Genomic DNA, 24,851 nt, shown 5'->3' on the forward strand with positions numbered 1-24,851 from the left:
CCGCTCTGCTGGTAGAGGTCAGTCTGCGCTACGGCTTTTCCGCAAGGATCGCCTCAGCGGTTTTCTCGTCGGTGATCAGCACATCGACGACGCCCAGACGCAACACGGCGCGCAGCACCGGAACCTTGTCGAGGCCGCCGGAGGGCAAGATCACAGTGTCGACGTCGCGCAGATGTTCGGGGGCGAGGCCGATGACACGGCTGTTTAGCGGGTGATCGACGAGTTGTCCGTCGGGGCCGATCCAGTGGCCGCAAATATCGCCGACAGCTCCGGCTTGGCGGAGCGATCTGAGATCATCGTCTCCTACCAGTCCGATCCGAAAGATGGTGGCGTCCTTGTGCACCGCGCCCACCGAAACGAAAGCGGCGTCAACGTCGCGGGCATGGGTGAAGGCGTCTTCCAGAATAGACTGGCGCATAAGCAGATCGCGCGTGGCCTCGGTGTCCGTGAACACCGGTGCCGCGATGTAGAAGCATTCCGCATCGAAAAGCGCCGCGAGCCGCGAGGCGATTTCATAGATGTTGATCGCCGATCCACGCGTGAGCCCGCCGAGCAGGGAAACGACCGACATCCCTCTGACGGGGCGTACGGTCACTGACCGCAGACTAAGCTGGAGCGTCCGTCCCCATCCCACGCCCACCGATATCCCGTCACGGATTCTATGCGACAGGGCTTCACCGGCAGCGGCTGCGATGACCTGTGGCACTAGGGTAGGATCGGGCGGTGTCGGAACCACGATTGGGTCGGAAACGCCATAGGCGTCCCGCAGCCGGTTCTCCAGCTCGATGCAGTTCGCCACCTTGGAATTGATGCGAATCTGAACGATCCCCCGCTGACGGGCATGCGCCAGCATCCGGTTGACGCGAAGGCGTGTCAGGCCAAGAGACTTGGCGATTTGCGCCTGGGTGAGGTCACCGACATAAGCAAGCCAGGCGGCGCGGACGAGGAGGCCTTCCTCGCGATCGGACGTGACGGAACTCGTTACGGCTTGGCGGCCGTCGCGTTTCTTTCGTGCTGGTTTCTCCATCAGATCATCCTGTCCACTCCGCGGCAGCGGGTCCCGAGCGGGCTCGGCGGAGCCATGTGCTCATCGATATGAGGCATCAATCGAGTTTCCCGGCTACGCTAGCCTCGATGATAGCGGTCGAAGGACAAAACCAGCGGAGCATCATGGCAAATTGCGTCGATGATGGCCCTCGTCAGCGGCAGGCGATCGTGGGGAAGTACACCCCGGGCCATCATATTCTTCAAAGTCGGACCAAGGTCCAGCGCCAGTTGCGCGCCCTCGACCGTGTCCGAACTCATATGTTCGCGCTTCGCCACGGAATAGGGCAGGCCACGGCCGAGCAGGCGCCCCATGCGACCGTTACGGCCCGCCTGGCAGGTCACATAAAGATCGCCGGAGCCGGCCAGCCCCAGCACTGTTTCGACCTTTCCACCCAGAGCTTCGACCAGAATCGCCATCTCGGCGAGGGACTGCGAGAAAAGTGACGAGGCCAGGTTGTGCATGAGTGCGCCATTGGGCGCCTTGCCGTCGCGCTCGAGCAGCCCGACGGGAGCTCCAACGGCGAGTGTGTAGAAATTCTTGAAAGCAGCGCAGATCTCGACGCCGACGAGATCGGATGACGATCGCGCATGATAGAAGGGCGCGCGCAGAATGCGGGACGCCGCCGCGACCTGGTCGGGATTGTGCCCGGCCACGATCACAGAGGTGTCGCGCTGCGCCGCCAGTTCGCCGGCAATGCACGGTCCGCCGACGGCCATCACAGGGACAGACAAGCCAGTGCGTTGCTCGATCTCGCGGGCAAGCAGATGTGGCAGGATTTCCACGCCTTCGTCGCTTGCTGCAAGTCCTTTCGTAATCATCAGTATCGGCACGGGCGACTTGATGCTTTCTGCAATGCGGTCGATCGCCCAAGGAATGCCGGCCGACGAGACGCCGAGTACAAGCAGATCGGGTCCATCGCTCATCGCCGCCCCGAATTCGGTCCAGGAACAGGCGGTTACCACATCAGGCAGAGTGATGTTGAGGCGTGGGTGATGACTTGTGCTGGCCACCGAGCCGACGATCTCCTCATCGAGATGGGTCCCGACAAGAGTGATGCGGTTACCAGCGTGAGCGGCCGGAAGCGTCATGGCAGAGCCCATGACGCCGGCGCCGAGGACAACGACCTGGGCCATTCAGCTTCTTCCCTTGTCCAGCCGCTCGCCGCTACCTTGGTCGAACAGATGGATTCGCTCAGGCGCCGGCTCCAGATGGATCACAGCTCCAGGAGAGAGCTCCATGCGGTCATGCAGCACGGAGCAGATCGCGGTGTTGCCCATGCTGGCAAAGATGTGGATTTCGGGGCCAGTCGGCTCGACAACCGTAATCCTCGCCGGAATGCCGCGCCCGTCGGCCACTGGTCGAAGATGTTCGGGGCGAATGCCGTAGATCACCTTTTGGCCGGGCCGGACCGCAGCCCCTGGCGGGAGCGGGAGGGATAGCTCGTCGGTCCGCACCACCCAGGCGTCGCGCTCGGAAGCCACCTCGCCATGGAACATGTTCATTGCGGGCGAGCCGATGAAGGAGGCGACGAAGAGGTTTGCCGGGCGATCGTAGACATCGAGCGGGCGCCCGATCTGCTCGATATGGCCGTCGCGCATAATGACGATGACATCGGCCATGGTCATGGCCTCGATCTGGTCATGCGTGACATAGACGGTGGTGGTCTTCAGCCGCTGGTGGAGCTCCTTGATTTCGGTGCGCATCTGCACCCGCAGCTTGGCATCGAGATTGGACAGCGGTTCGTCGAACAGGAACACAGTTGGGTCCCGCACGATGGCGCGGCCCATGGCGACGCGCTGCCGCTGACCGCCCGAAAGCTGGCGAGGGTACCGTTCCAGATAGGGGGTCAGATTGAGGATCGCCGCCGCCCATCCGACCTTCTGTTTGATTTCTTCGGTTGGGCGTTTCTTCAACTGCATGGAAAAGGCCATGTTGTCGAAGACGGTCATGTGCGCATAAAGCGCGTAATTCTGGAAGACCATCGCGATGTTGCGGTCTTTGGGATGGAGCGTGTTGACGACCCTGTCGCCTATGGCGATCTCACCGGATGTGATGGGCTCGAGACCGGCTATCATGCGTAACAGCGTGGACTTGCCGCAGCCGGACGGCCCCAACAGAACGACGAACTGGCCATCCTCGATCGAGAGATCGAGTCCATCGATAATCGAGAGAGCGCCATAATCCTTCTTTATGTTGCTGATGGTGACAGACGCCATAAATTGCTACCCTTCGATTGCCCTTGCCGGTTGGATCTCATTTTCGCCATGCGAGCCATTGGCGATCGGATGCGCTCTCACCATTCGCTCTCCAGAAACTCTTCCAAGAGTCCCGCATCGGCTGCCAGATTGACAAAGGACCATCGGCCACGGATTTCCCGCGAATAGCGAATGGCATCGTGCCAAAGCGCGCGCGGCAGGCCTAGTTCCGCGCCGGTGACCGGCCCCCCGGCAGCCTTGAGTGCTGCCTCCATGCGGGCGACCGGCATTGCCATGGGCCGAACCTCCTGGCGCAGCGCCGGCCAGATTTCCGCAAGCCTGCGGTTGAAGGTTTCCGTCTGGCTGGCGTCGAGTGCCGTCTTCTTCGTCTCGGCAATGCAAAGTGGTCCAAGCTGCGCGCCATAGCGGGCCAGCATCGCCGCTTCGTCGATGGCGGTCGGCTTCACCTGCGGCGGCTCTTTCAGGTCCAGCAGCCGCGCTTGCAGACGCGCCATGACCAGCGAGGCAACCCCAACCTGCTGGCCGTGCGTGGTGCCGGGATGACGCTCTCCCGCGAACATGTCGATCCAATGGGAAATCTGGTGCTCTCCCATGGACCCGGGATGGGAAACGCCGGCAAAGCACACGCCCATCGAGCACAGCGTCAGGACGCGCTGGAGATGCCCGACAGCGGTGACGTCATGCCTGGCAAGGCCAGGCGCATGGGCCAGCATCGGCTCCTCATCGCCCGCCTGCAGCAGGTAGGGCACCTCGGAATAGTAAGTGTCGAACAGCCGATGCGAAGCCCACCAGTCGATCTGGGCGGTGGAGCGGCAGAGGCTGTCGCCAAGCCCGGCGGCGCTGAGCCAGGCGGGCGCTGCGGCCGACACGCCAAGGTCCAGGAAGATGCCCCGGGGCGCGTGTGAGGGCAGCGAGATCTTGAGCCCGGAGGCCAAGGTCACCGACGCTGTCGAGGCGCCGTAGCCATTCATCGAGGCGGCCGTGCCGAAGACGGCATAGGGCCGCTCGTCGAGAAAGGTTGCATGCTTGCAGCTGTCGTTGAGGACGCCCGACCCGACGGCCAAGACCCCGTCGGCGTGACGCGTTTTCTCCCTGACCATCTGGATCATTGCCTCATCGCAGTCGAGGCCGTCAGGCAGCACGATTTCATCGATGTCGGCGATGGCACGCAGCGCCTTCGCGACGCGCCTGCCCATCACATCGACGGTGTTGATATCCGACACAACAGCGATGCGGCTGCCTAGCGCCAGGGGCGCAACGAGATCCGACTCGCGGCCCTCCGTCGTCTCCAGCAGTTCGATCGTCTGGAACGGCAGGACCGCGGCCGCGCCGGTCTTGGGATCTGTCCAGCGTCCCGCGACAACGTCCTCGATCAACGCGTTCCAGTTGGTCGTTTCAGCCATGATCGGCCTCCATGAAGGCAGCGAGGCGCTGGTTCCAGGCTGAAAGCGTTGGCCAAAGATCGGCATGGATCGCAAGAAGTTCGGCGTAGAGCGCGGCCCGTTTCGTGTCCGGTTCGAAGGTTTTGGCCGGCTCGCTGGCCATTGCGAGCGACGCTTCGGCGATGGTGGTAAACCAGCCCACGCCCTTTGCCGCCGCCATCGCCGCGCCAAGCGAGGAGGCTTCGACGGTCGTCGAACGCTTTATGGGACGATCGAGTGCATCCGCCAGAATTTGCATCCACAGGTCGGACTTCGCTCCTCCGCCGATGGCTATGAACTGGTCGATGGTCTGGGCGGCAGCCGCAGCGGCCCGCCGACTTGTCGCGGCCTGATGCAGCGCTATGCCTTCCAGCACGGCGCGATAGATGTCGCCGCGGCGGCTGGAGCCGGAGAGCCCGGCAATCACACCACGGGCCGCACTATCCCAGTGCGGGTCCATGACGCCCTGCCAGTAGGGCAGGAGCATTATGCCGCCTGCGCCGATCGGGCTGGCAGCGGCTTCGGCCTCGAGCGTCTCCAGGGCATCATTTGCGCCATGCAGATCGACGCCAAGCATCTCGCGCGCCATCCAGTCGACGAGAAAAGTGCCGGCGCGAAGGCACGTCTCGTAGATATAGCCATCATCGGCGACCGCCGTCTCGGTGCGGAAGGCCTGGTCGTGGACGTAGTCCGTGCCGAAGCTGCCGGAGACGACCGCCGTGCCGAGGTTGATGTAAGCGCATCGCGCCTGCAACACACCCGCGCCCGTGCCGGCGCATTGACCGTCGCCGCCGCCGGCGACGATCGGCGTGCCCTCGCGCAGGCCCGTCGAAATGGCCGCTTCCGAAGTTAGTTGGCCCAGAACGGTGCCGGGCCGCGCCAGATCCAGCATCATGCGCCGGGCGACGCCCGCTGCCCCCAGTATATCGTTCGACCAGTCCATAGCTCGCATATCGAGTATGCCCATCGGGTCGGCGGATGCGGTGGACGTCACCCACCGGCCGCTCAAGCGAAAGACCAGATAGCCGTGGACTTCGGCCATCCGCTCCACCCGGGCAAAAATCTCGGGCTCTTGCTCGCGGAACCAGATCATGCGGTAAAGGCAAGGAATGACGTCCAGCGGCTTGCCGGATATTGCGTGGACCCGTGCCGCGCCGAAACTCTCGCCGAAGCGGCGTGCCTTCCGCCGGGCGCGCTCATCGAGCCAGAGCGTCGCCGGCCCGACCGCCTGGCCCTGCTCGTCGAAAAGTCCGAAGCTTTCGCGCTGGTTGGCAATGGCAAGGGCGGCAATGCGTGCCGGCGAAACCGTTGACGTCACGGCGCGCAGCGCTGCGACCGTCGAGGTCCACCACTCGGCCGGATCCTGCTCGAAATAGCCCGAACGCGGGTTGGACATTGCAAGCGGTGCACGACCTTCGGCCACGGCCAGACCATTGCGGTCCCAGGCGATCGCCTTGGTTGCCGAGGTCGAGGAATCAATGCCGATGACGAGATCAGGAACCATTGCCGCCACGTTGCCAACGGGCGAGGGCGGTCGAAACCGCCTTCGCCCAAATCACCGACTAGCCGCTAAAGACCGGCGTCCTTGACTTTGCCGTCGACAATGCCGGCAATGGCATCCAGGCATGCCTTGGCATCGCCGCCATAGTCTTGGCCCGTAAGCAACTTGCCGAGCTCAACCGGAATGTCGTTGTTCGACAGATCCGCCCAGATCGGCATGTCCGGCTCCGATCCCATCTGGTTGTCGATAGTGTATTTGATCGCGTCGAAATGGCGTGTCGTTCCGGGGCCGACAACGGCCTTCGCCTTGACCCGAGGATCTGTAAAAGAGGAATTGCGCATCGGCGAGGCGCCGCCGCCGAGCGTCGATACCCGCGCCATCACATCCTTCGAGCAGACCCACTGCATGAACAGCCATGCTGCTTCCTTGTTCTTGGAATATTGCGACAGCGAAATCGTCGAGCCACCTTGGTGACCAACAGCCGGGATTTCGTTGAAGCCGCAATCGGCGGCGGCGCGACGGCCAGGAACCTCCTTGGGCGCGGGCAGGGCCTCGAACAGGCCTTTGACCTTGGAATCGTTGGCGTCGAAGCCGGGGAAATCCTCGCCCCAGGTGATTGCCATAGCGGCTTGTCCCTGTGTCAGCGCCTGCCCCTGGCCGTCCCACGTCCAAGTCGTCGCCGACGGCGGCGAGTTCTTGACCAGCTCCTGATAGAATTTGAGCCCGGCCACGCCGCGCTCGTCATTGCCGACAAACTTCTTGTCCTTGTTGAAGATAGAACCGCCATGGCCCCACAATGCGAAGGTCCAGTCGCATTCCAGCGAATAGTGGCCGGACTTCGCCTGGCACGCGGTGCCGAAGATGCCGTTGCTTTTTTCTGCCTCTGTGAGCGCCTGGACGGCCTTGAGGTAGGCGTCGAGGTCTGTCGGCAGGGCAATGTTGTGTTTGTCGAAAAGATCCTTGCGGTACATCAGGATGAAGATCGGAATATCGAATGGAATTCCGCACTGTTTGCCGTTGTACATGGCAATGCCGTCGACCAGCGGCTTGGAGAAATCGTCCCAGTCGAAGTTGGGCATCGCCAGTTCTTTGTTCTGGTCATAATACTCGCGCGGATCGACGACATCCTGGGCAAATGTCGCCATCCAGGACTGGTCGAGATAGTAGACGTCGTAGGTGCCAAGCTGGCCCTGTACGTCTTGCGTCGCCTTGGCGAGAACCTGCTCCAGCGGCACGATCTCGACTTCCACCTCAATGCCGGTTGCCTTGGTGAATTCACCCGCGACAAGCTGGTTGGCGACGATCGTTGGCGGCGTCGCTTCCGAGGTGTAGCGGATTTTGGTGCCGGCATATGGTTTGCCGACGTCGGCCAGCCACTTCAGCATATCGGCGTCCTGGGCACGGGCTTCCTCAACCCCGAGGCCCAGCATCCCCCGACTGGTGCGGCCGCCACCTAGCATGGCTGATCCGAAGGCGGAAAAGCCGACACCAGCGAGCGCCATCTTCCTCATGAAGTCGCGTTTGGTTATCCGGCGCGCCGTAAAGTCATTGCAGGTATCGGCGACGAATGTCTTCTTGTCGTGTTCACTGAAGCTCATGATCGTTCCTCCATTGCGTTTTTGTCGTCGTTCTTCTCGTCTGCGCCTCACTCCTTCAGCGATCCGAGGGTGAGGCCGCGGACCAGATGCCGTTGAACCAGCAGGATAAAGATGAAGCTGGGTATGATCGCGGATGTGCCGAGCGCTGTGATGTAGCCCCACTCGGTCGCGGTCGATGTGACAAAGGTCGAGATCTTCACCGGCACAGTGCGGATCGACGTTGTCAGGAACAGTGAGAGCAGGAACTCGGTCCACGAAAAGATGAAACACAGCACGGCCGTCGCAGCGATGCCGCCCTTGACCATGGGAAGGACGACGCGTCGAAACGTCTGCCAGCGCGTCGCGCCGTCAATCAGCGCCGCCTCATCAACCTCGCGCGGAACATCGTCGAAGAACGACTTCAAAAGCAAAACCGCCAGCGGCAGGTTAATCAAGCTGTGAACGAGGATGAGCCCCGTATAAGTATCGCGCAAGCCGAGATCGCGGAACATGAAAACGATCGGAATGACGATCGCGATTGGCGGCATGAAGCGTTGCGAGAGAATCCAGAACAGGAAGGACTGCTGGCCGCTGAACTGCATTCGCGACAGGCAATAGGCGGCCAGCGTGGCCAGCAGCAGCGTCAGCGCCGTCGATCCGACGGCTATGATGGCGCTGTCGAGCAACGACTGGCGGGAATCGTAGGAACTGGCGCCACCCTTGATGACCCCGGCCGCCTCGCCGCCCTGTTCCATGCCGATGTCGACGCGTGAGACGCCAAGCAACGTCACGCGGTAATTGTCCGGCGTCGGTGTGAAACCGGTGTAGACCGGTCCGCTGCGGTCGAAGATCGCCGAATAGGGTTTGATGGACGACAGGGCCCACCACGCGATCGGGAACATAAAGATCGCCACCACTAGGACGGCGAGCACGTCACGGGCGATCGTTTGGGCGCGCGACGACTCCATCAGAACCTCACCTTGAAGAGCCTGACGAAGAGGTTCGACACGACGATCAAGACGACGAGCACGATCAGCGACAGGGTCGCGGCATAGGGAAAGTCTCCGGTGAAGTAGATACGGCCAGCGTAGAATGAAAGCGTCTCGGTGGCCGTGCCAGGCCCGCCGGCGGTGATGATGTAGACGTAGTCGTAGATGCGAAAGAGATCGACGCCGCGGATCAGCACCGCGACCGCTATCACCTTGCGCAGCATCGGCAATGTGAGGCGCAAGAACGTCTGGATGCCGTTGGCACCGTCGATCGCCGCGGCCTCGAAAGGTTCCTTCGGCAGCGCCCTGAGCCCTGCCAGGATGATGAGCACCATGAACGGCGTCCACTGCCATATGTCTGCCAGCAGGATCGCCGCCAATGCGGTTCCGGGCTGCGTCAGGATCGGCTGTGCCGGCGAGATCAGGTCGAGGGCATAGAGGTAGAACGACAGGACGCCGAAAGAGCCGTCCTGCATCAGCAGGAACATCATTCCGGTCACCGCAGGCGGCACCACCAGCGGCAGTGTCATCATCGCCCGCAGCACGCCGTAACCTTTGCGATCGGTGTCAAGCAGAAGCGCGATGAGGATGCCGAGCGCAAGCTGAACCGCAAGCGCGACGAAGGTATAGATCAGCGTGGTTTCCAGCGAATGCCACATACGCGCATCCGAGAAGGCGCGCGTCCATTGGTGGAGCCCGGCGAAGTCGAGCTGCCGGGAGACGACATTGCGTTTGTGAAACGACAGCCAAACCGAATAGGCGAGGGGATAGATGCCGAAAACGAGAAGCATCACCGTGATCGGCGCGAGCCAGGGGAAAGGATGCTCGGCCGTCATGAACCGGGGCAGGGCCCATCTGGGCGTTTCCCGGGTCACGGTCACCGTGCTCACGCGCAAATCTCCGCTCGGTCACAGAGACGCATCGGCCTTCTCCCTATCGGCCAGATTGTGCCAACTTGAACTTTTGTAAGTTTGTTGTGCCTTTTGTTAAGAACGTGTCGGACGGCCGCCGATTTGTCAAGTGTCGGTTCCGTCAGGCTCAGGGGTTTTGGTCGTAGTCCCAGAGGATGCCGTCATCGCCGGGTACGGGGTTGTTTTTGGAGGGAGCGCCGCCGGCAAATGCCGTGTGTCAGCATCAAAAGCGCTCAGGGCCGCCGCAAACTTTGGCAGCCCAAGGAAGCTACGCAACCCATTGAGGAGATCGGGAGGACAGCCCGGGGGCTTTGGAACTCGCCTTAATCCGGCAATCGGATCTGAAGCTTTACGTCCGCCGGCCGGGCTTCGACCGCGCGGTCGAAGGCGGTGATGGAATCTTCGAAGGCGAAGGTCGCCGAAATGAGTGGCTTTAGGTCGACCCGGCCCGACCCCATTAGCGCGATTGCCCGCTCATATTGGTGGGCATATCGGAACACAGTCTCGATGCGGACTTCCTTGGTCGAGGCGGTGGCGACATCGAATGCGATCGGCGCCACCGGCAGGCCGACCACCACTACCGCGCCACCGGGCCGCGGCAGATCGAGCAGGGTCTCCCATGCCTTGGACGAGCCCGAGCATTCAAACACCACGTCGGCGCCCCAGCCATCGGTCAGCCGCTTTACCTCCGCCGCCAGGTTCTTGTCGCGGACGTTGATCGGGATCACGCCTTGATAGCCGCCGGCGATGTCGAGCTTGGGTTGGGCGAGATCTGCAACAACGGCGCGGGCGCAGCCGCCGGCGAGCGCCGCGATCGCCACCATCGTGCCGATCGGCCCTGCGCCAATCACCACCGCCGTGTCACCCGGCGCAATCTTCGCTTTGGCCGCCGCCTGCATGCCGACAGCGAAGGGCTCCACCATGGCGCCTTCGGCGAAGCTGACATTGTCGGGCAGTTTGAAAGTGTAGTTGGCGGGGTGGACGACATAGGGCGTCAGCACGCCGTGGATCGGCGGCGTTGCCCAGAACCTGACCGCCGGATCGATGTTGTAGAGGCCGAGCCGGCTCGCCCGCGAATTCGGGTCGGGGATACCCGGCTCCATGCAGACGCGGTCGCCGACCTTTAGATGCTCGACGCCTTCGCCCGTTTCGATGACGGTGCCGGCGGCTTCGTGGCCAACGATCATCGGCGCTTCGACCACGAACGGGCCGATGCGGCCATGCGTGTAGTAGTGCACGTCGGAGCCGCAGATGCCGACAGTGTGGATTTTGATGCGAACTTCGCCTGGGCCTACGGTCTGTGGCAGATCGATGTCACGCAGCTTGAGTTCGTGCTGGCGTTCGAGGACAAGGGCGCGCACGTTTGTCATCGACGTAATCTCCTCTAAAGCCGATCGTAGGGCCTTCGTAACCTTACTTGCACTCGGCGCGTTCATCATAGCCGCTCATTCACGGCTTCAAAATCCAGCTCGGAAAACAGGGGTGTTGCCTGATTCCGACTATCTGTACCAACTTCCCGGCCAAAGGACTTTGAAGGCCGGCCATGCCGCTGCCGAATGCCCTCGGCGGAATGAAATAGTCGTTCGCCCAGAGACTCCCCACTCCCCAGCCTCCAAGCCAGCAGGCCGGCATCGGTCAGTCATCAACAGGGGTCCAGCAGGTGCGCGACACACGACGCTACATTGCCATGGAACGCTTGCCCAATCCGCTTCTGGTCGATGCGGCCCACCAGGTGAAATGTCCGCTATCGTTTTTTGGGCGCCAGAAGTTCCCGGTTCGCTTCCGGCCCATAATGCTGCCGGGCGGCAATGCGCTTCATTAAAGTCATTCTCCATTCGAAGCGCTCAGGCCGGAAGCTGCCCTGCGTAAGACGCCAGGTCATTGCCCGCCGCGGATAAGTTTGCAGTTGGACAATATTGGCCAGTCGGGCGATCCCGGCATTTGGCGTTGCTTCGGCGAGTCAATACTGAGCCTGCGCTTACGCGCCATCCTTCTCGACAAGACCAACGGCTGGACCCGATCGAGTGCAGACGGGTTCAGTTGGTGCTGGTTGTGGCGGTGAACCCGCACTGCTTCTGTTCCATATCGATCTGCTTCGTGATGCGGACGGCGTTCTGTGCGTAGGCCTCCGTCACGGAGCCACTATTCACAGTCTTGTCCTTCAGCGGGCTCACGCCTGCGCAGAGGTGGAAAACATGCGGCTCGGTGGACTTCGCGGCTCCGTTTTCGGGCGCGATCCAGTAGACGACATCCTGACCGGCGGGGTGGCTCGCGTCCCGCGTCGCCGCCGCCACGGCGGCGGTGTCCGTCGCGATCGCCTGCGCCTGAGCGGCGACATCAGGCGAACAGGCGGTGGTGGGCTGCCCCGACTTGATCTGGGCTGCGCATGCGTTCATATCCTGGGTGTACTGTTCGACCGACGGGGGTTTGAAACTGATCCCCATGACCGTCGCGAGCACCGCCAGCGCAGCGCCGACGCCGCCGGCAACCTTCTTGGTCCGCGGATCCATGTTTTTGTCGGTGAGGATCAGGAAAACCAGCGGGAGGAAGGCAATCAGTGTGATGATTGCGCCGAGCTGGTTTTGGAAGAAGAACCTGGCGACGTCGGATGCACGAGCCGGATCGTGCCTGTTGGCCGCCTTCCATAGCAAGTTGCCGGCGATTGCGAAAATCGCGATGCCGACCAGAAGGCCGATGACCAGCGGCAGGTGTTCCTGGTCGAACTTGTTCTGGCGAAGCAGCATAATTCCGTAGATCTCGCCGCCAATGGCGACGATCCACGAGAGTGCGGCGAAAAGCCGAAGACGCGTGGCGGAGGACTTCTGGCCCTGCGTCGCTTGCCAATCCTTGGTAACGTCTGGCTTGTTGTCGGTCATTGACCAAATCCCCTGATATCGACACTTCTGCGGGCGGCGTTAGACCAGAAGGCCAACCCGCCCGGCGCAGCGGCATTGAACGAGCGCCACCTGCCTTAGCGACGCGGCGAAAATGTGAGCGCCACGGCAGGCCTCATCTCCATTCATAATTCATATTGCGCATGAGTGAATCCGTCCATACCCACGCAGGCAGACGCCTACGCGGTGATGGTTCGTTCTTCTTAATCTCTGGCTCGAACTTGACGCTGCCTTCCCTCGCTTCCCGGCGGCGGTCGCGCCATTCCCGACACCAGCCGAAAATCGAAATCTCCATAGCCATCGCCCGTGGCCGGCGATTCCTTCCTCGGGGACTTTCGTACGCCTACGGCGCCCGAAACTCTTATATGGGGATGGTCAACCACAAACAGCGTCACGTCGACATTGTCATGTACCTCCGGGCAATCCGCAGATCCATTCGATGGGTCCGTTTGCGTGACGCGGTTCGCGAGCGAACCCAGTCCACCTTATATTCGGTCAGGGCGCATGCACCTGTTCGATGATCCCGCTTGCGGCGGATTCGGACCCAAGAGACGAAACCATTCTTTAACGGCGGCTGTTTGAGGCCATGAGTTTCGTCAGTTCGTCTACCGAGGATCTGCCAGGCCTGATCGGCCTGGAGATTTTTATGATCGATTGGCGTCTACGCTGATGGTTTCGTCAGGAGAGCTCCTTCTATAACGACTCCGGCGTTCACGTATTTCCACAGCGCAACAAGCAGTTTCCGGGCGAGGGCGATGATCGCCGTCTTCTTGTACCGGCCACCATTCTGGACGATTCAGTCGCCGCACGGACGCCAAGCTTGGCCCCGACCATCTGCATTGATAATAATGCAGATTTGCATTATCTTTATCGCGATGAACAGGAAATGTTTAATATGACAACGTTGACAGTGACGACAAGGGGACAGGTGACGTTCCGCAAGGACGTGCTGCAACATCTGGGCATCAAACCGGGCGAGAAGATCGAGCTTGATCTGCTGCCCGACGGTCGGGCGGAATTGAGGGCTGCACGGGCGAAGGGGTCGTTCCGGGACCTCCACGGCTTCCTCAGAGGCAAGACGAACGGCCGGGTGCTCAGCATCGAGGAGATCAACGAGGCGATAGCGGAAGCGGGCGCTGCGGCTGGGTCCGGCAAGGAATGAGGGTTACGGCCGACACGAATGTGCTGCTGCGCGCCTATGTCGCCGATGATGAGGGATAGGCGGCCATTGCCGTCGACCTGCTGGCCAAAGCGGACATCGTGGCCGTGAGCTTGCAGGCCTTGTGCGAGTTCGCCTGGGTTCTGGCCCGGCAGTACCAGACAGAGCGCGAAAATATTGCCGCGGCGATCCGGGCGTTGCTGAACACCGCGAATGTTGTCGTCAACCGGCCGGCAGTTGAGGCAGGGCTGTCAGTCCTCGATGCCGGCGGCGATTTCGCGGACGGCGTGATCGCTTTTGACGGCGGCTGGCTTGGCGGGGAGACTTTCGTCTCGTTTGACCGGAAGGCCGTCAAACTGCTCTCGGCGCAGGGACAATCCGTACAGCTTCTTTTCTAAGTCTTTCCGCGGTGGTCTTTCGCCCTGTGCTGTCGCGTCTTTAGAGGCCGCTGCGAGCAATCGGATTCTGTCTGCGGTACGGATGTCAGATCAAGAATGGCGCGGTGAGAGCCGATAATCGTCGATAGATGGGTTGTGGAAATCGTTAGAAATTTCCCAACTACGAGGCCGACTTGGTCGCGCAGATCGCGTAGCGATGCTGCGTCGAGCGTTCCAGCGTCCTGAGGAAGTTCATGTGCCGTGCCTGCGCGCGATGAATCGCGCCGAGCCGGGTGTCGACCACAGGCATCTCAAAGCCAGCCTCCACGAGAAGCGCGCAGACCTCGTCCGCTTTGGCGCCGTGCGAAAAGTGCAGCCGCGACAGGATGCTGCGATGGCGGTCCGCCATCACCTGATCCAGTCCGTGGACCGGCCCGACTGTCCGGCCAACGGCCCTTTCCAGGACCTGTCGCAGAGAGGTTACCCAGGTCTTACTGACGAAATCACCATCAATGATCAGCAGCCGTCCGCCAGGCTTGAGCAGCGAGAACCATTCGGCGAATGCCGCTCGCGGATCCACCAACGTCCAGACGAGATGACGAGTGACGAGGACGTCATAGCTTTCTCCGTTTTCAAGGGTGCGCTCGGCGTCGCCGATCAGAAACCGGATGCCGCTTTCCCTCTGCGTCGCCTTTGCACGCGCGCGACCAAGCATGGTCTCTGACCAATCGAGCCCGGTCACCGCATAACCCAGGTCGTGCATGAGATGGGATACGACCCCGGTGCCGCAAGCGAGGTCGAGCGCGCGACGCCCATCCCCGCGCCCCAAGTGCTTGAGCATCAGCCTGTGCCAGGCCAGGCGTTCCCGCTGTGAGAAGATTTCATGCCCCACCGAAAGATCGAATGTTCCGGCGCGCGTCGACCAATAGTCGCGTATCTCGTCCCGCAGCGAATAGTTGGGCTCGCCTGCCATTCCTGACCCCTTGTCGTCGTACCAGTCTGGAATGGCTCTAAAAGATATTTCTTGAGAATTGAAGTCATCTTTTATAAGGCACCTCTGGCTAATCCACTTCAAGAGAGGGCGCGATGAATTTTGGAAAGATCCCAGCAGGGACGATGTCGGCCGTTATCGTCGCCCTGTCGATGACGCTGGCCGCCAGGGCCGAAATGGTTGCAGTGACTGACATCACGGGCCGCCAGGTCGAGGTGAACGTCCCGGTCGAGAAGGTAATCCTGGGTGAGGGCCGGCAGATCTATCTCGTCGCGGCACTCGACACCGAGGATCCGTTCAAGCGCATCGCTGGCTGGCGCGAGGATTTCAGCCAAGCGGATCCGGACAATTACGCCGCCTATCTGGAAAAATTCCCCAGGATGGCCGAGATCCCAACTTTTGGCGGCTTCAAGGACGGTACTTTCGACGTCGAGCAGGCGGTGTCGCTCAAGCCCGACGTCATCCTGATGAATATCGAGTCGAAGCAGGCTACGGAAGACGGCAAGTATATCGAGAAGCTCGCCGCTGCCGGCATTCCGTTGGTCTATGTCGATTTCCGCGAGCGCCCCTTCACCAACACCGAACCCAGCATGCGCCTCTTTGGCAAGCTGTTCGGCAAGGAGGAGCGCGCCGAGGAATTCATCACCTGGCGCGCCGCCGAGATCGCGCGCGTTACCGATGTCATCGAGAAGGCCAAGCCGGAAAGGCCCAAGGTCTTCATCGAACGCGCCGGCGGCTATTCCGATGACTGCTGCATGAGCTTCGGCGACGACAATTTCGGCAAATTCGTCGAGATGGCAGGCGGCGACAACATCGCCAAGGACATCATCCCCGGCACGTTCGGCACGCTCAATCCCGAACAGATCATCGCATCCGACCCGGATCAGATCATCGTCACCGGCGGATGGTGGGAAGCCTATGTGCCGGGCGGTGCCTGGGTCGGCGTCGGGCCCGGCCGTGATCAGGCAGAGGCGCTGCGCAAGCTGAAGGCGCTGACCGAGCGGCCGGCGCTGACCGGCGTGAACGCCGTCGAGGACGGCGCGGTGCATGCCATCTGGCATCAGTTCTACAACAGCCCCTATCAGTTCGTGGCCATCCAGCAGATGGCGAAGTGGCTGCATCCGGATCTTTTCGCCGATCTCGATCCCGAGGCGACCTTCAGGGAGTTGCACGAGAAATTCCTGCCCGTCGCATACCGGCCCGGCCACTGGGTCTCGCTGACCGATGTCGATTGAATCGACGGCCGTCAACACCGCGCTCGACAGCACCGATGGACGAGGGCGTTACCGCGCTCTCGTCTGGCGGCGGCAGTTGATCCTTGCCGGCCTCGGCGCTGCCCTGCTCTTCAGCCTGTGCGTCGACCTTGCGGTCGGTCCCGCCCGCTACGGACTTGGCGAGGTCGTGCGGGCGCTTGTGTTTCCCGACACCGTGCCGCAGCAGGTGCGCGTGGTGCTCTGGGACATCCGCATGCCGGTGGCCCTGATGGCCATTGTCGTCGGGGCGGCGCTCGCCGTGGCCGGCGCGCAGATGCAGACCATCCTCAACAACCCGCTGGCCAGCCCCTTCACGCTCGGCATATCCGCCGCCGCGAGCTTCGGCGCCGCGCTTGCACTTGCCTTCGGGGTGAGGCTTCTCCCCGCCGCAGTCGAGTATGTAGTGCCGATCAACGCCTTCGTGATGGCGATGCTGGCGGCCTTCCTCATTCACGTGCTGAGCGTAAAGCGCGGCGTCAGCGCGGAGACCATCGTGCTGCTTGGCATCGCGCTGGTTTTCACCTTCAACGCGCTGCTCGCGCTCGTCCAGTTTTTCGCGTCGGCGGAAGCGCTGGCGGCGGTCGTCTTCTGGACAATGGGCAGTCTCACCAAGGCCACCTGGCCCAAGCTTGCAGTCACCACATTCATTCTCCTCGCAGTCTTACCCATTTTCGCCCGGCGCGTTTGGGCGTTGACGGCGTTGAGGCTCGGTGAGGACAAGGCGGCCAGCTTCGGCGTCAAGGTCGGCCGCCTGCGGCTCGAGACACTCATTCTGGTGAGCCTCCTGGCCGCCATTCCCGTCGCCTTCGTCGGCACCATAGGTTTTATCGGTCTCGTAGGCCCGCACATTGCGCGCATGGTCATCGGCGAGGACCAACGCTTCTTCCTGCCGGCTTCGGCCCTTGCGGGCGCGCTCATCCTGTCGGCTAGCTCGGTCGTCAGCAAGTCGCTTATCCCTGGGACGGTCTTCCCGATCGGCATCGTCACCTCGCTGATCGGCATCCCGTTCTTCATCTCGCTCATCCTGTCCAGCACGAGGCGCTCATGGTGACGATCCGGCTCGAGGCGCTCGGCGCGCGCTACGGCACGAGCCTCCGGCTTCGGGATGTGACGACACCTGCGTTCGAGGGCGGAGACATCGTGGCCGTGATCGGTCCGAATGCCGCCGGGAAGTCGACGCTCTTCAGGCGCATCGCCGGCCTCCTGGACGGACCGGGAGCAATGCATGTCGAGGGGGCCATTCGCGGGAAGAGCGGCATCTGCTACATGCCACAGGAAACGTCCGCCAACGCGGTGCTCACCGTCTATGAGTCAGTGTTGCTCGCCCGTAAGCAGGGTATGGGCTGGTCTGTGGGCGACGATGATCTGGCTCGCATCGACGAGACGCTGGCGGCGCTCGGCATCGCCGACATCGCTTTCCGCAACATTGGCGAGCTTTCCGGCGGCCAGCGGCAACTGGCCAGCCTGGCACAAACGCTGGTGCGCGAGCCGGAGATCCTGCTGATGGACGAACCGACATCAGCACTCGATCTGTCGCGGCAGGTGGAAGTGCTCGGCCTCATGCGGGGACTTGCTCAGGCGCGAGGCATGGTCGTGCTGATCGCCCTGCACGACCTCAATCACGCCCTGCGCTTCAGCGATCAGACAATGGTCATCGCGGACGGCCGGCTGGTCGCATGCGGGTCATCGCCGGACGTCATCACATCCGATCTGCTGCGGGACATTTATCACCTCAACGCGCGCATCGAGCCGTGCTCGCGCGGCATCGGCCATGTCATCGTGGATGGCGTGGCGGATGGGCGTCGGACGGCCATTATGTCGGCAGCGGAAACTGAATCCTGGATTAGGAGCAGATTCGAAGCGGCAGCCGTTCCGGCCGCGTGACGGCAAACCGCATTATGCCGGTGGATCGACGCGCGCACTGATCGACCTGATTCTCTGACCGCTGGTTGAAGGCGACAGTATGCTTGCATTCAGCTCAAGGCGTGGCCGGCCAATCCATAGACCCAAGGCCCATTGTCTTGCCGGTTCAGGAAGCGGCGCCCTTTGGACATGGTCGTAACGGTCTCGGCAATGCCGAAGCCGCTCTGCTGGAGAAACGCGGCAAACACGCCATCCTTCTCGCGGGTGTCGACGCGGGCGAATCGTCCTGCCAGTTCCTTCAGATGCAGGGCTGTAAGATGGACCGCGTCGAGATCGTTTCGCGCGACCATGGGGCCGATCACGTGGCCACGTCCGAACTCGCGACACATGGAATAGCCGACGATTTCGCCGCCGCGGCTCAAAGTGCAGATTGAGGCATCCGCTGCGAGCAACGCGAGCAGCCTCTCGCGGTTTATCCCTAACGCGCGCGTATCCAGCGGCGTGATGTCCTTAAGCCTGTCGCTCGACAGCGCCTGCAATTCACCGTTCAAGGCCGGCATAGCCGGGAGTGTTTGTGGGACCTCCCCCTGGCGCTGGTATACGATCGCCTCGGTCGTGAAGCCGAGTGAAACGTAGAGGGGGTAGGCAGCATGGGTCGCGTTGAGTGCCAAATTGCGATCGCCGCACTGCTCAAGGACTAGGTCCATGAGCCATCGGCCGCCTCCTTGCGCTTGTGTGCGTGGCGTTGTGATCACCAGGCCAATGGTGGCAAAGTCGTCCCCGTGGGGAAACCACATCGCGCTCCCGAAAACGCGTCCAATACCATCAACGGCAACAATGCCGCGGCCGGCACGGCGCAGAAAGTCCCAATCCTTCGGCCGGTGAGGCCAGCGGACTGAGATCGACAGCGCGTGCAGTAGCTTGACGTCGACATCATCAATGTCCCGCGCGACCAGTTCGAAGGATTTCAGGCGTACTGATCTCTGCATCTCAATCGATCCGCTCCTTCAACGAATGCGCAAGGCAAGCGGTGTTGATCCTGTCATCGATCGCCATGTCGCGACATACCTCTTTTGCCGCAGCATTATACGGGAAAGCCAGCAGGTTTCGCTGGTTCGAAGTGCTTTTTCGCAATCTTCGGCCAAAGCACGACGCAATTCGGCAGGGAACACTGCTGCCTGCGGATAGGCTGGTTGCACCCGGTGATAGTGTGCAAGCAGAGCGGACCGCCATGAACGTGGAAGAAATCCTCGCGACCCTGGTTGCATTTCCCTCTGTTGTGGGCACGCCAAACGGCGCGATCGTCGATTGGATCCGCGACTATTGTCAGGCAGCCGGAGCCGAGGTGACGGTTCTGCCCGGTCCCGAGGGTGACCGGTCCAACCTTTTCCTTACGATCGGCCCGCGCCAGGGTCGGGGCTACATCATCTCCGGACATATGGATGTCGTGCCGGCCGGCGAGCCGGAATGGAGCTCGGACCCCTTCGTCCTGCGCCGCGAGGGTGGCAGGCTATACGGTCGCGGCACCACCGACATGAAGGGCTTCCTCGCCTGCGCATTGGCCGCGCTCCCAGGACTTGCGGCGATGAACCTGCGGCAGCCAGTTCATCTCGCATTCTCGTATGACGAAGAGGCGGGGTGCCGTGGTGTGCCGCATCTCCTAGCCGCGTTGCCGAGCTTATGCGAGAGGCCGCTTGGCGCGATTGTCGGCGAGCCGAGCCGGATGCAGCCCGTGCGCGCGCACAAGGGGAAGGCCGCCGCGCGACTCGAGGTGATCGGGCGATCAGGCCATTCGTCACGCCCCGATCTCGGACTCAATGCCGTGCATGCCATGGCCGGCGTTATCACGCACGCCGTGGCCTACGGCCGATCCCTCGCCGACGGGCCGCTCGATGACAATTTCGAGCCCCCGTATTCTTCCTTGCAGGTGGGCGTCATCGCCGGTGGACAGGCGGTCAACATCATCGCTGGCCACTGCACAGCCGATATCGAGGCGCGTGCCGTGCCCGGCGTTTCTCCAGCCTCCCTGCTTGAGCCGGTCAAGGCCCGGCTTTTCGCCCTGCGAGACAGCGGCTTCGATGTGGCGTGGCACGAGTTGACCACCTATCCCGCCCTTGCGCCCGCCAACGGGAGCGAGCTAGCGGCCGTTCTGACGGAGCTGACTGGGCAGGAGCCGCTGACAGCTGTGAGTTACGGCACGGAGGCCGGACTTTATCAGCAGGCCGGCATCGATGCGGTCGTTTGCGGACCCGGCGACATCGGCCGTGCCCATCGTCCCGACGAATATATCGAGATTGGTGAACTCGCCGCTTGCCGGAAGATGATCGAGGGGCTCGGCGCGCGTCTTGCGGCCTGAAGGAAGGGCGGTCACCATGGCGTTTCTTTTCAATTCCGATGCGGCGCGTGCTGCGGTCTTCCGCGAGATCTTTGCGCGCCAGCTCCCGGATCTGGAATTCGTCCATTCCGGGGACGAGATGGAGCCGGAGAAGGTGCGCTATCTCATCACCTGGACGGTGCCGGACGAGATCTCGCGCTACCGCAATCTGGAAGTGCTGTTTTCCATCGGAGCGGGCGTCGACCAGTTCAAGCAGGACGTGGTGCCAAGCCATGTGAAGCTTGTGCGCATGGTCGAGGACGGCATCATACGCATGATGCAGGAATACGTCGCGCTCGGCGTGTTGGCGCTCCACCGGGAGATGCCCGCCTATCTCGAGCAGCAGAAAAGATGCCTCTGGCAACCGATTGCCGCTCGACAGGCGGCCGAACGCCGGGTTGGCTTCCTCGGCCTTGGGATGCTGGCGCAGGCGGCTATCGAGCGCTTGAAGCCCTTCCGGTTTCCGCTTGCCGGCTGGAGCCGCAGCGAAAAGCGGATCGAGGACGTCGCCTGTTTTCACGGCACGGACCAACTCGCGGGCTTTCTGAAGCAAACGGATATTCTCGTCTGCCTGCTCCCGCTCACGGAACAAACACACGGTGTGCTCGATGCAGAGTTCTTCGACTTGCTGCCCGTCGGGGCGCAGCTGCTGCATGTCGGCAGGGGTCCGCAACTGGACCAGGCCGCGCTGATCAACGCGCTCGACACCGGTCACGTATCTGCGGCGATGCTTGATGTCACTGATCCAGAACCGCTCCCGGAAGACCATCCGCTGTGGTCGCATCCGAAGGTGATGATAACGCCTCACATCGCCTCGGTGACGCAACCGCATACGGCGGCACAATCCGTCGTGGACAACATCCGGCGCCACCGCGCCGGAGAAGAACTGATCGGCCTCGTCGATCGGACACTCGGCTACTAACCAGGAAACATCACATGTCACTTCTGATCACGATCGACACAGTTCCAGACTTTGCGCCGAAGGAGGCACTACCGGCTCCGGAGCGGCTCATTTCCGGCAATCCATCCTTCAAGACCTGGGCGCAGGATGCCTCGAAGGGCGAAAAGGTGCTCACCGGTGTCTGGGAGGCGACGCCCGGCGAGACGCATTCGATCAAGGGCACTATCTCCGAGTTCTGCCACATCGTTTCGGGTCTCGTCGAAATCGAGGAGAAGGGCGGTGAGACCAAGACCTACCGCGCCGGCGACAGTTTCGTGATGAAGCCTGGTTTCGTCGGCGTCTGGCGCACTATCGAGACCGTGCGCAAGATCTACGTCTGCGTCTATGACTGAGTTCAGTGCTCAAGGTCCGGCCGAATAGCGCGCGGCGGCTCCAGAACAATCGGCTTTTCAAGTTCCGCCTGACGCGATTCGACGCCGCCGGGCGGCTCATCCTCGACGGAAAATGCGGCGGGCGGTCGACTATTGTTCCGATGACGCTAGTGCAAATGAGGACCTCCATCAATGAAGACCTACAAGATAGCGCTCATCCCCGGCGACGGCATCGGCAAGGACGTCACGCAGGCGGCATGGCAGGTGCTGCAGGCGGCGGCAAAGCGGAGCGGTTTCGCCCTTGATGACACAAGATTCCCGTGGTCGTGCGCCTACTACCTGGAGACCGGTGCAATGATGCCGTCAGACGGCATCGAGACACTTCGAAAATTCGATGCGATCTATCTCGGCGCTGTGGGCTGGTCCGCGGAAGTGCCCGACTCGGTATCGCTTCACGGACTGCTCCTGCCGATCCGGAAAGGGTTCACGCAGTACGCCAACATACGACCGCACCGGCTGTTGCCGGGCGTTCAGGGGCCGCTCCGCTCCGATGGCTTCGATATCCTGTGCATCCGCGAGAATACGGAAGGCGAATATTCCGGCGCCGGTGGGCGCGTTCATTCCGGCACGGCCGATGAGGTCGCGGTTGAGACTGCGATCTTCACGCGTACGGGTGTCGAACGGATCATCCGTTTCGGTTTCGAACAGGCGCGGGTGCGTCGCAGGAAGCTCGCATCTGTCACCAAATCCAACGCGCAGAAACACACCATGGTTTTCTGGGATGAGGTCACGCGCGAGTTGGCAAAAGACTATGCCGATGTGGAGGTCTCGCACTACCACATCGACGCCATTGCCGCCCGCATGGTCCTGGCGCCGGAAAGCCTCGACGTAATCGTCGCATCGAACCTTTTCGGCGACATCCTCACGGATATTGGAGCGGCCATTCAGGGCGGGCTGGGTTACGCCGCCTCCGCCAATATCAATCCCGATCGCAGCGCGCCTTCCATGTTCGAGCCGGTCCACGGTTCGGCGCCCGACATCGCGCATCTCGGTGTCGCCAATCCGATCGCCGCGATCTGGTCCGGTGCGATGATGCTCGAGCATCTGGGCGAGGGGCAGGCTGCGGCCGAAGTGATGTCGGCAATCGAGTCCGCAACCGCGCGGGGGATTGGCACGATCGCGGGCAAGGACAGGACTGAAACAATCACGCAGGCCGTGCTGGCACGATTGAGCTGAAAGAGCAGAGGAAAGACCATGAATGCGATGACGAAGATTGGCATGTTCAACGATTCCGACCTTTTCCGCCAGCAGGCGCTGATTGGCGGTGTCTGGCGGGGTGGCGAAACGAAGGGCGTGGTCGATGTCATTGACCCTGCCAGCCAAAGTGTTCTCGGCACCGTTCCCGCAATGGGCGAGAACGAGACGAGAGCGGCAATCGCTGCCGCGGCTGAGGCCTTCAAAAGCTGGACGAAGAAGACCCATGCCGAGCGTGCAGGACTTCTGGAGCGCTGGCACGACCTCATTCGCCAGCACGAACAGGATCTCGCGCTCCTGCTGACGCTGGAACAGGGCAAGCCGCTTGCCGAGGCGGTGGCGGAAATCCGCTACGGCGCATCTTTTGTGAAATGGTTTGCGGAGGAGGCGCGCCGGATCGGTGGCTCGACCATTCCGTCACCCACGGCCGATCGCCGCATTCTGGTGCTGAAAGAACCCGTCGGCGTCTGCGCCATCATCACGCCGTGGAATTTCCCCAACGCGATGATCGCACGCAAAGTAGCACCGGCGCTGGCCGCAGGTTGTACGGTTGTCATCAAGCCGTCGGAATTTACGCCATTCTCGGCGCTGGCGCTCGGCGTTCTGGCGGAACGGGCAGGTATCCCTGCAGGCGTGATCAACATTGTGACGGGCATGCCCGTCGAAATCGGCAACGAACTGATGGCCAATCAGACGGTGCGCAAGATCTCGTTCACCGGTTCGACCCGCGTCGGTGCGCTGCTCATGCGTGGTGCGGCCGATAGTATCAAGCGGCTGAGCCTGGAGCTTGGCGGCAACGCACCCTTTATCGTCTTTGACGACGCCGATCTGGATAAGGCAGTTGAAGGGGTGATCGCATCCAAGTTCCGCAATGGCGGTCAAACCTGCGTCTGCGCGAACCGGATTCTTGTGCAGGAAGGCGTTTACGACGCTTTCGCCGAAAAGCTGAGCCGGCGCGTCACGCGGATGAAGGTTGGCGCAGGGACCGACGAGGGCACTGAGATCGGCCCGATGATCAACGCGGCCGCGATCGACAAGATCGAGCGTCACATCGCGGATGCACGGGCGAAAGGTGCGCAGATCATCGCCCAAAGCGAGACGATGCCGGAGGGTAAGCAATATGCACGGCCCGTCGTGCTGGGAGAAGCTACTACGGGGATGCTCCTGGCATCGGAAGAGACGTTCGGTCCGGTGGCGCCGCTTTTTCGCTTCGAGACGGAGGAAGAGGCCATCGCCATTGCGAACGGTACGCCGTTCGGCCTTGCCGCCTACTTCTACACCGACAACCTCAAGCGCTCATGGCGTGTTGCCGAGGCGCTGGAGTTCGGTATGGTCGGGCTCAACACAGGCATGATCTCGACCGAGGTTGCGCCTTTCGGCGGTGTCAAGCAGTCCGGAGTGGGGCGCGAAGGATCGCAGCTCGGCATCGAGGAATATCTCGAGGTCAAGGCGCTTCATGTTGGCGGGCTTAACTAGTGGATGGAATCTAACGCTTGGTGCCCGCGTTTGACGGCGGCAATGATCTTGTCGGGGTCGGCGATCCAAGAGAAGGGTTTGGGTTGCTGGTTGTGCTCTACGAGGAAGCGGTTGATTGCCGCTTGGAGGTCGACAACGGAATGGAAGACGCCGCGCTTGAGGCGACGCTTCGACTTGGCGAAGAAACCCTCGACCGCGTTGAGCCACGAGCACGACGTCGGCGTGAAGTGGAAGGTGAAGCGCTGATGGCGGTCGAGCCAAGCGCGCACGTTGGG

General features: G+C 62.0%; 21 protein-coding genes and 3 pseudogenes. 10 read left to right on the top strand and 14 right to left on the bottom strand.

Features of this window, described 5'->3' with window-relative positions; translation table 11 throughout:
* Nucleotides 1–28: 28 nt before the first annotated feature.
* The 11 genes and pseudogenes from NKI17_RS32860 to NKI17_RS32910 all read right to left on the bottom strand — a co-directional run.
* Nucleotides 29–1,027 carry a sugar-binding transcriptional regulator gene (locus tag NKI17_RS32860; RefSeq protein ID WP_352907464.1) on the bottom strand — a complete coding sequence of 333 codons (999 nt, stop codon included), beginning with the start codon at nucleotides 1,025–1,027 and terminating at the stop codon, nucleotides 29–31.
* A gap of 98 nt (nucleotides 1,028–1,125) precedes the next feature.
* Nucleotides 1,126–2,181 carry a hypothetical protein gene (locus NKI17_RS32865; protein WP_352907465.1) on the bottom strand — a complete coding sequence of 352 codons (1,056 nt, stop codon included), beginning with the start codon at nucleotides 2,179–2,181 and terminating at the stop codon, nucleotides 1,126–1,128.
* Complete coding sequence (locus tag NKI17_RS32870) at nucleotides 2,182–3,264, bottom strand: ABC transporter ATP-binding protein (protein WP_352700565.1); 1,083 nt, start codon at nucleotides 3,262–3,264, stop codon at nucleotides 2,182–2,184.
* A 77-nt stretch (nucleotides 3,265–3,341) separates the two neighbouring features.
* Nucleotides 3,342–4,667: an iron-containing alcohol dehydrogenase gene (locus NKI17_RS32875; protein WP_352907466.1), complete on the bottom strand. Its 1,326-nt coding sequence runs from the start codon at nucleotides 4,665–4,667 to the stop codon at nucleotides 3,342–3,344.
* Complete coding sequence (locus NKI17_RS32880) at nucleotides 4,660–6,189, bottom strand: xylulokinase (protein ID WP_352907467.1); 1,530 nt, start codon at nucleotides 6,187–6,189, stop codon at nucleotides 4,660–4,662. Before NKI17_RS32880 ends, NKI17_RS32875 begins: the two co-directional genes overlap by 8 nt.
* Before the next feature lie 65 nt (nucleotides 6,190–6,254).
* The gene (locus NKI17_RS32885; protein ID WP_352907468.1) at nucleotides 6,255–7,784 is read right to left on the bottom strand and encodes an ABC transporter substrate-binding protein; all 1,530 of its coding nucleotides are present in this window, start codon (nucleotides 7,782–7,784) and stop codon (nucleotides 6,255–6,257) included.
* A gap of 47 nt (nucleotides 7,785–7,831) precedes the next feature.
* Nucleotides 7,832–8,731 (bottom strand): carbohydrate ABC transporter permease, encoded by a 900-nt coding sequence (locus NKI17_RS32890; protein ID WP_031212286.1) that lies wholly within the window; start codon nucleotides 8,729–8,731, stop codon nucleotides 7,832–7,834.
* Nucleotides 8,731–9,642, bottom strand: coding sequence for a carbohydrate ABC transporter permease (locus NKI17_RS32895; RefSeq protein ID WP_352907469.1), 912 nt, complete (start codon nucleotides 9,640–9,642; stop codon nucleotides 8,731–8,733). The genes NKI17_RS32890 and NKI17_RS32895 overlap by 1 nt, the downstream gene beginning before the upstream one ends.
* A gap of 344 nt (nucleotides 9,643–9,986) precedes the next feature.
* The gene (locus NKI17_RS32900; RefSeq protein ID WP_352700569.1) at nucleotides 9,987–11,033 is read right to left on the bottom strand and encodes an NAD(P)-dependent alcohol dehydrogenase; all 1,047 of its coding nucleotides are present in this window, start codon (nucleotides 11,031–11,033) and stop codon (nucleotides 9,987–9,989) included.
* 666 nt (nucleotides 11,034–11,699) lie between these two features.
* A complete protein-coding gene (locus NKI17_RS32905; protein ID WP_352907470.1) occupies nucleotides 11,700–12,539 on the bottom strand; it encodes a succinate dehydrogenase/fumarate reductase transmembrane subunit in 840 nt (279 codons plus the stop codon).
* Nucleotides 12,540–13,218: 679 nt separating this feature from the next.
* Nucleotides 13,219–13,353, bottom strand: a pseudogene (locus tag NKI17_RS32910) (IS110 family transposase); the annotation flags it as partial.
* A 24-nt stretch (nucleotides 13,354–13,377) separates the two neighbouring features.
* Here NKI17_RS32910 and NKI17_RS32915 point away from each other — a divergent pair.
* Nucleotides 13,378–13,719, top strand: a complete 342-nt coding sequence (locus NKI17_RS32915) for an AbrB/MazE/SpoVT family DNA-binding domain-containing protein (protein WP_502894688.1) — start codon at nucleotides 13,378–13,380, stop codon at nucleotides 13,717–13,719.
* A pseudogene (locus tag NKI17_RS32920) lies at nucleotides 13,716–14,114 on the top strand (type II toxin-antitoxin system VapC family toxin). Before NKI17_RS32915 ends, NKI17_RS32920 begins: the two are co-directional and overlap by 4 nt.
* Nucleotides 14,115–14,274: 160 nt before the next feature.
* On the opposite strand, the gene NKI17_RS32925 reads toward NKI17_RS32920, so the two are convergent.
* A complete protein-coding gene (locus NKI17_RS32925; RefSeq protein ID WP_352700571.1) occupies nucleotides 14,275–15,066 on the bottom strand; it encodes a class I SAM-dependent methyltransferase in 792 nt (263 codons plus the stop codon).
* A gap of 143 nt (nucleotides 15,067–15,209) precedes the next feature.
* Between NKI17_RS32925 and NKI17_RS32930 the strand changes: the two genes are divergently transcribed.
* The 3 genes from NKI17_RS32930 to NKI17_RS32940 are packed head-to-tail and all read left to right on the top strand — an operon-like array spanning nucleotide 15,210 to nucleotide 18,221.
* Entirely contained in the window at nucleotides 15,210–16,319 is a 1,110-nt protein-coding gene (locus NKI17_RS32930) for an ABC transporter substrate-binding protein (protein ID WP_352907471.1), read from the top strand.
* Entirely contained in the window at nucleotides 16,309–17,388 is a 1,080-nt protein-coding gene (locus tag NKI17_RS32935; protein WP_352907472.1) for a FecCD family ABC transporter permease, read from the top strand. Before NKI17_RS32930 ends, NKI17_RS32935 begins: the two co-directional genes overlap by 11 nt.
* On the top strand, nucleotides 17,382–18,221 hold the full coding sequence (locus NKI17_RS32940; RefSeq protein ID WP_352907473.1) for an ABC transporter ATP-binding protein: 840 nt from the start codon (nucleotides 17,382–17,384) through the stop codon (nucleotides 18,219–18,221). Before NKI17_RS32935 ends, NKI17_RS32940 begins: the two co-directional genes overlap by 7 nt.
* Before the next feature lie 89 nt (nucleotides 18,222–18,310).
* On the opposite strand, the gene NKI17_RS32945 is transcribed toward NKI17_RS32940, so the two are convergent.
* The gene (locus NKI17_RS32945; protein ID WP_352907474.1) at nucleotides 18,311–19,189 is read right to left on the bottom strand and encodes a GNAT family N-acetyltransferase; all 879 of its coding nucleotides are present in this window, start codon (nucleotides 19,187–19,189) and stop codon (nucleotides 18,311–18,313) included.
* 242 nt (nucleotides 19,190–19,431) lie between these two features.
* On the opposite strand from NKI17_RS32945, the gene argE reads away from it, so the two are divergent.
* The 5 genes from argE to NKI17_RS32970 all read left to right on the top strand — a co-directional run bounded on the left by argE (nucleotide 19,432) and on the right by NKI17_RS32970 (nucleotide 24,576).
* Nucleotides 19,432–20,556: an acetylornithine deacetylase gene (gene argE / locus NKI17_RS32950; protein WP_352907476.1), complete on the top strand. Its 1,125-nt coding sequence runs from the start codon at nucleotides 19,432–19,434 to the stop codon at nucleotides 20,554–20,556.
* A 16-nt stretch (nucleotides 20,557–20,572) separates the two neighbouring features.
* Nucleotides 20,573–21,496 carry a 2-hydroxyacid dehydrogenase gene (locus NKI17_RS32955; protein ID WP_352907477.1) on the top strand — a complete coding sequence of 308 codons (924 nt, stop codon included), beginning with the start codon at nucleotides 20,573–20,575 and terminating at the stop codon, nucleotides 21,494–21,496.
* Nucleotides 21,497–21,510: 14 nt separating this feature from the next.
* Nucleotides 21,511–21,867: a cupin domain-containing protein gene (locus NKI17_RS32960; RefSeq protein WP_352907478.1), complete on the top strand. Its 357-nt coding sequence runs from the start codon at nucleotides 21,511–21,513 to the stop codon at nucleotides 21,865–21,867.
* Between the two features lie 171 nt (nucleotides 21,868–22,038).
* A complete protein-coding gene (locus NKI17_RS32965; protein WP_352907479.1) occupies nucleotides 22,039–23,082 on the top strand; it encodes a tartrate dehydrogenase in 1,044 nt (347 codons plus the stop codon).
* An 18-nt stretch (nucleotides 23,083–23,100) separates the two neighbouring features.
* Nucleotides 23,101–24,576, top strand: a complete 1,476-nt coding sequence (locus tag NKI17_RS32970; protein WP_352907480.1) for an NAD-dependent succinate-semialdehyde dehydrogenase — start codon at nucleotides 23,101–23,103, stop codon at nucleotides 24,574–24,576.
* Here NKI17_RS32970 and NKI17_RS32975 read toward each other — a convergent pair.
* Nucleotides 24,573–24,851 (bottom strand): annotated as a pseudogene (locus NKI17_RS32975) (IS630 family transposase); the annotation flags it as partial. The gene NKI17_RS32970 and the pseudogene NKI17_RS32975 sit on opposite strands and share 4 nt — an antisense overlap.

The sequence above is a fragment of the Mesorhizobium sp. M0816 genome, assembly GCF_040320005.1.
In the GTDB taxonomy this organism is placed as follows: Bacteria; Pseudomonadota; Alphaproteobacteria; order Rhizobiales; family Rhizobiaceae; genus Mesorhizobium.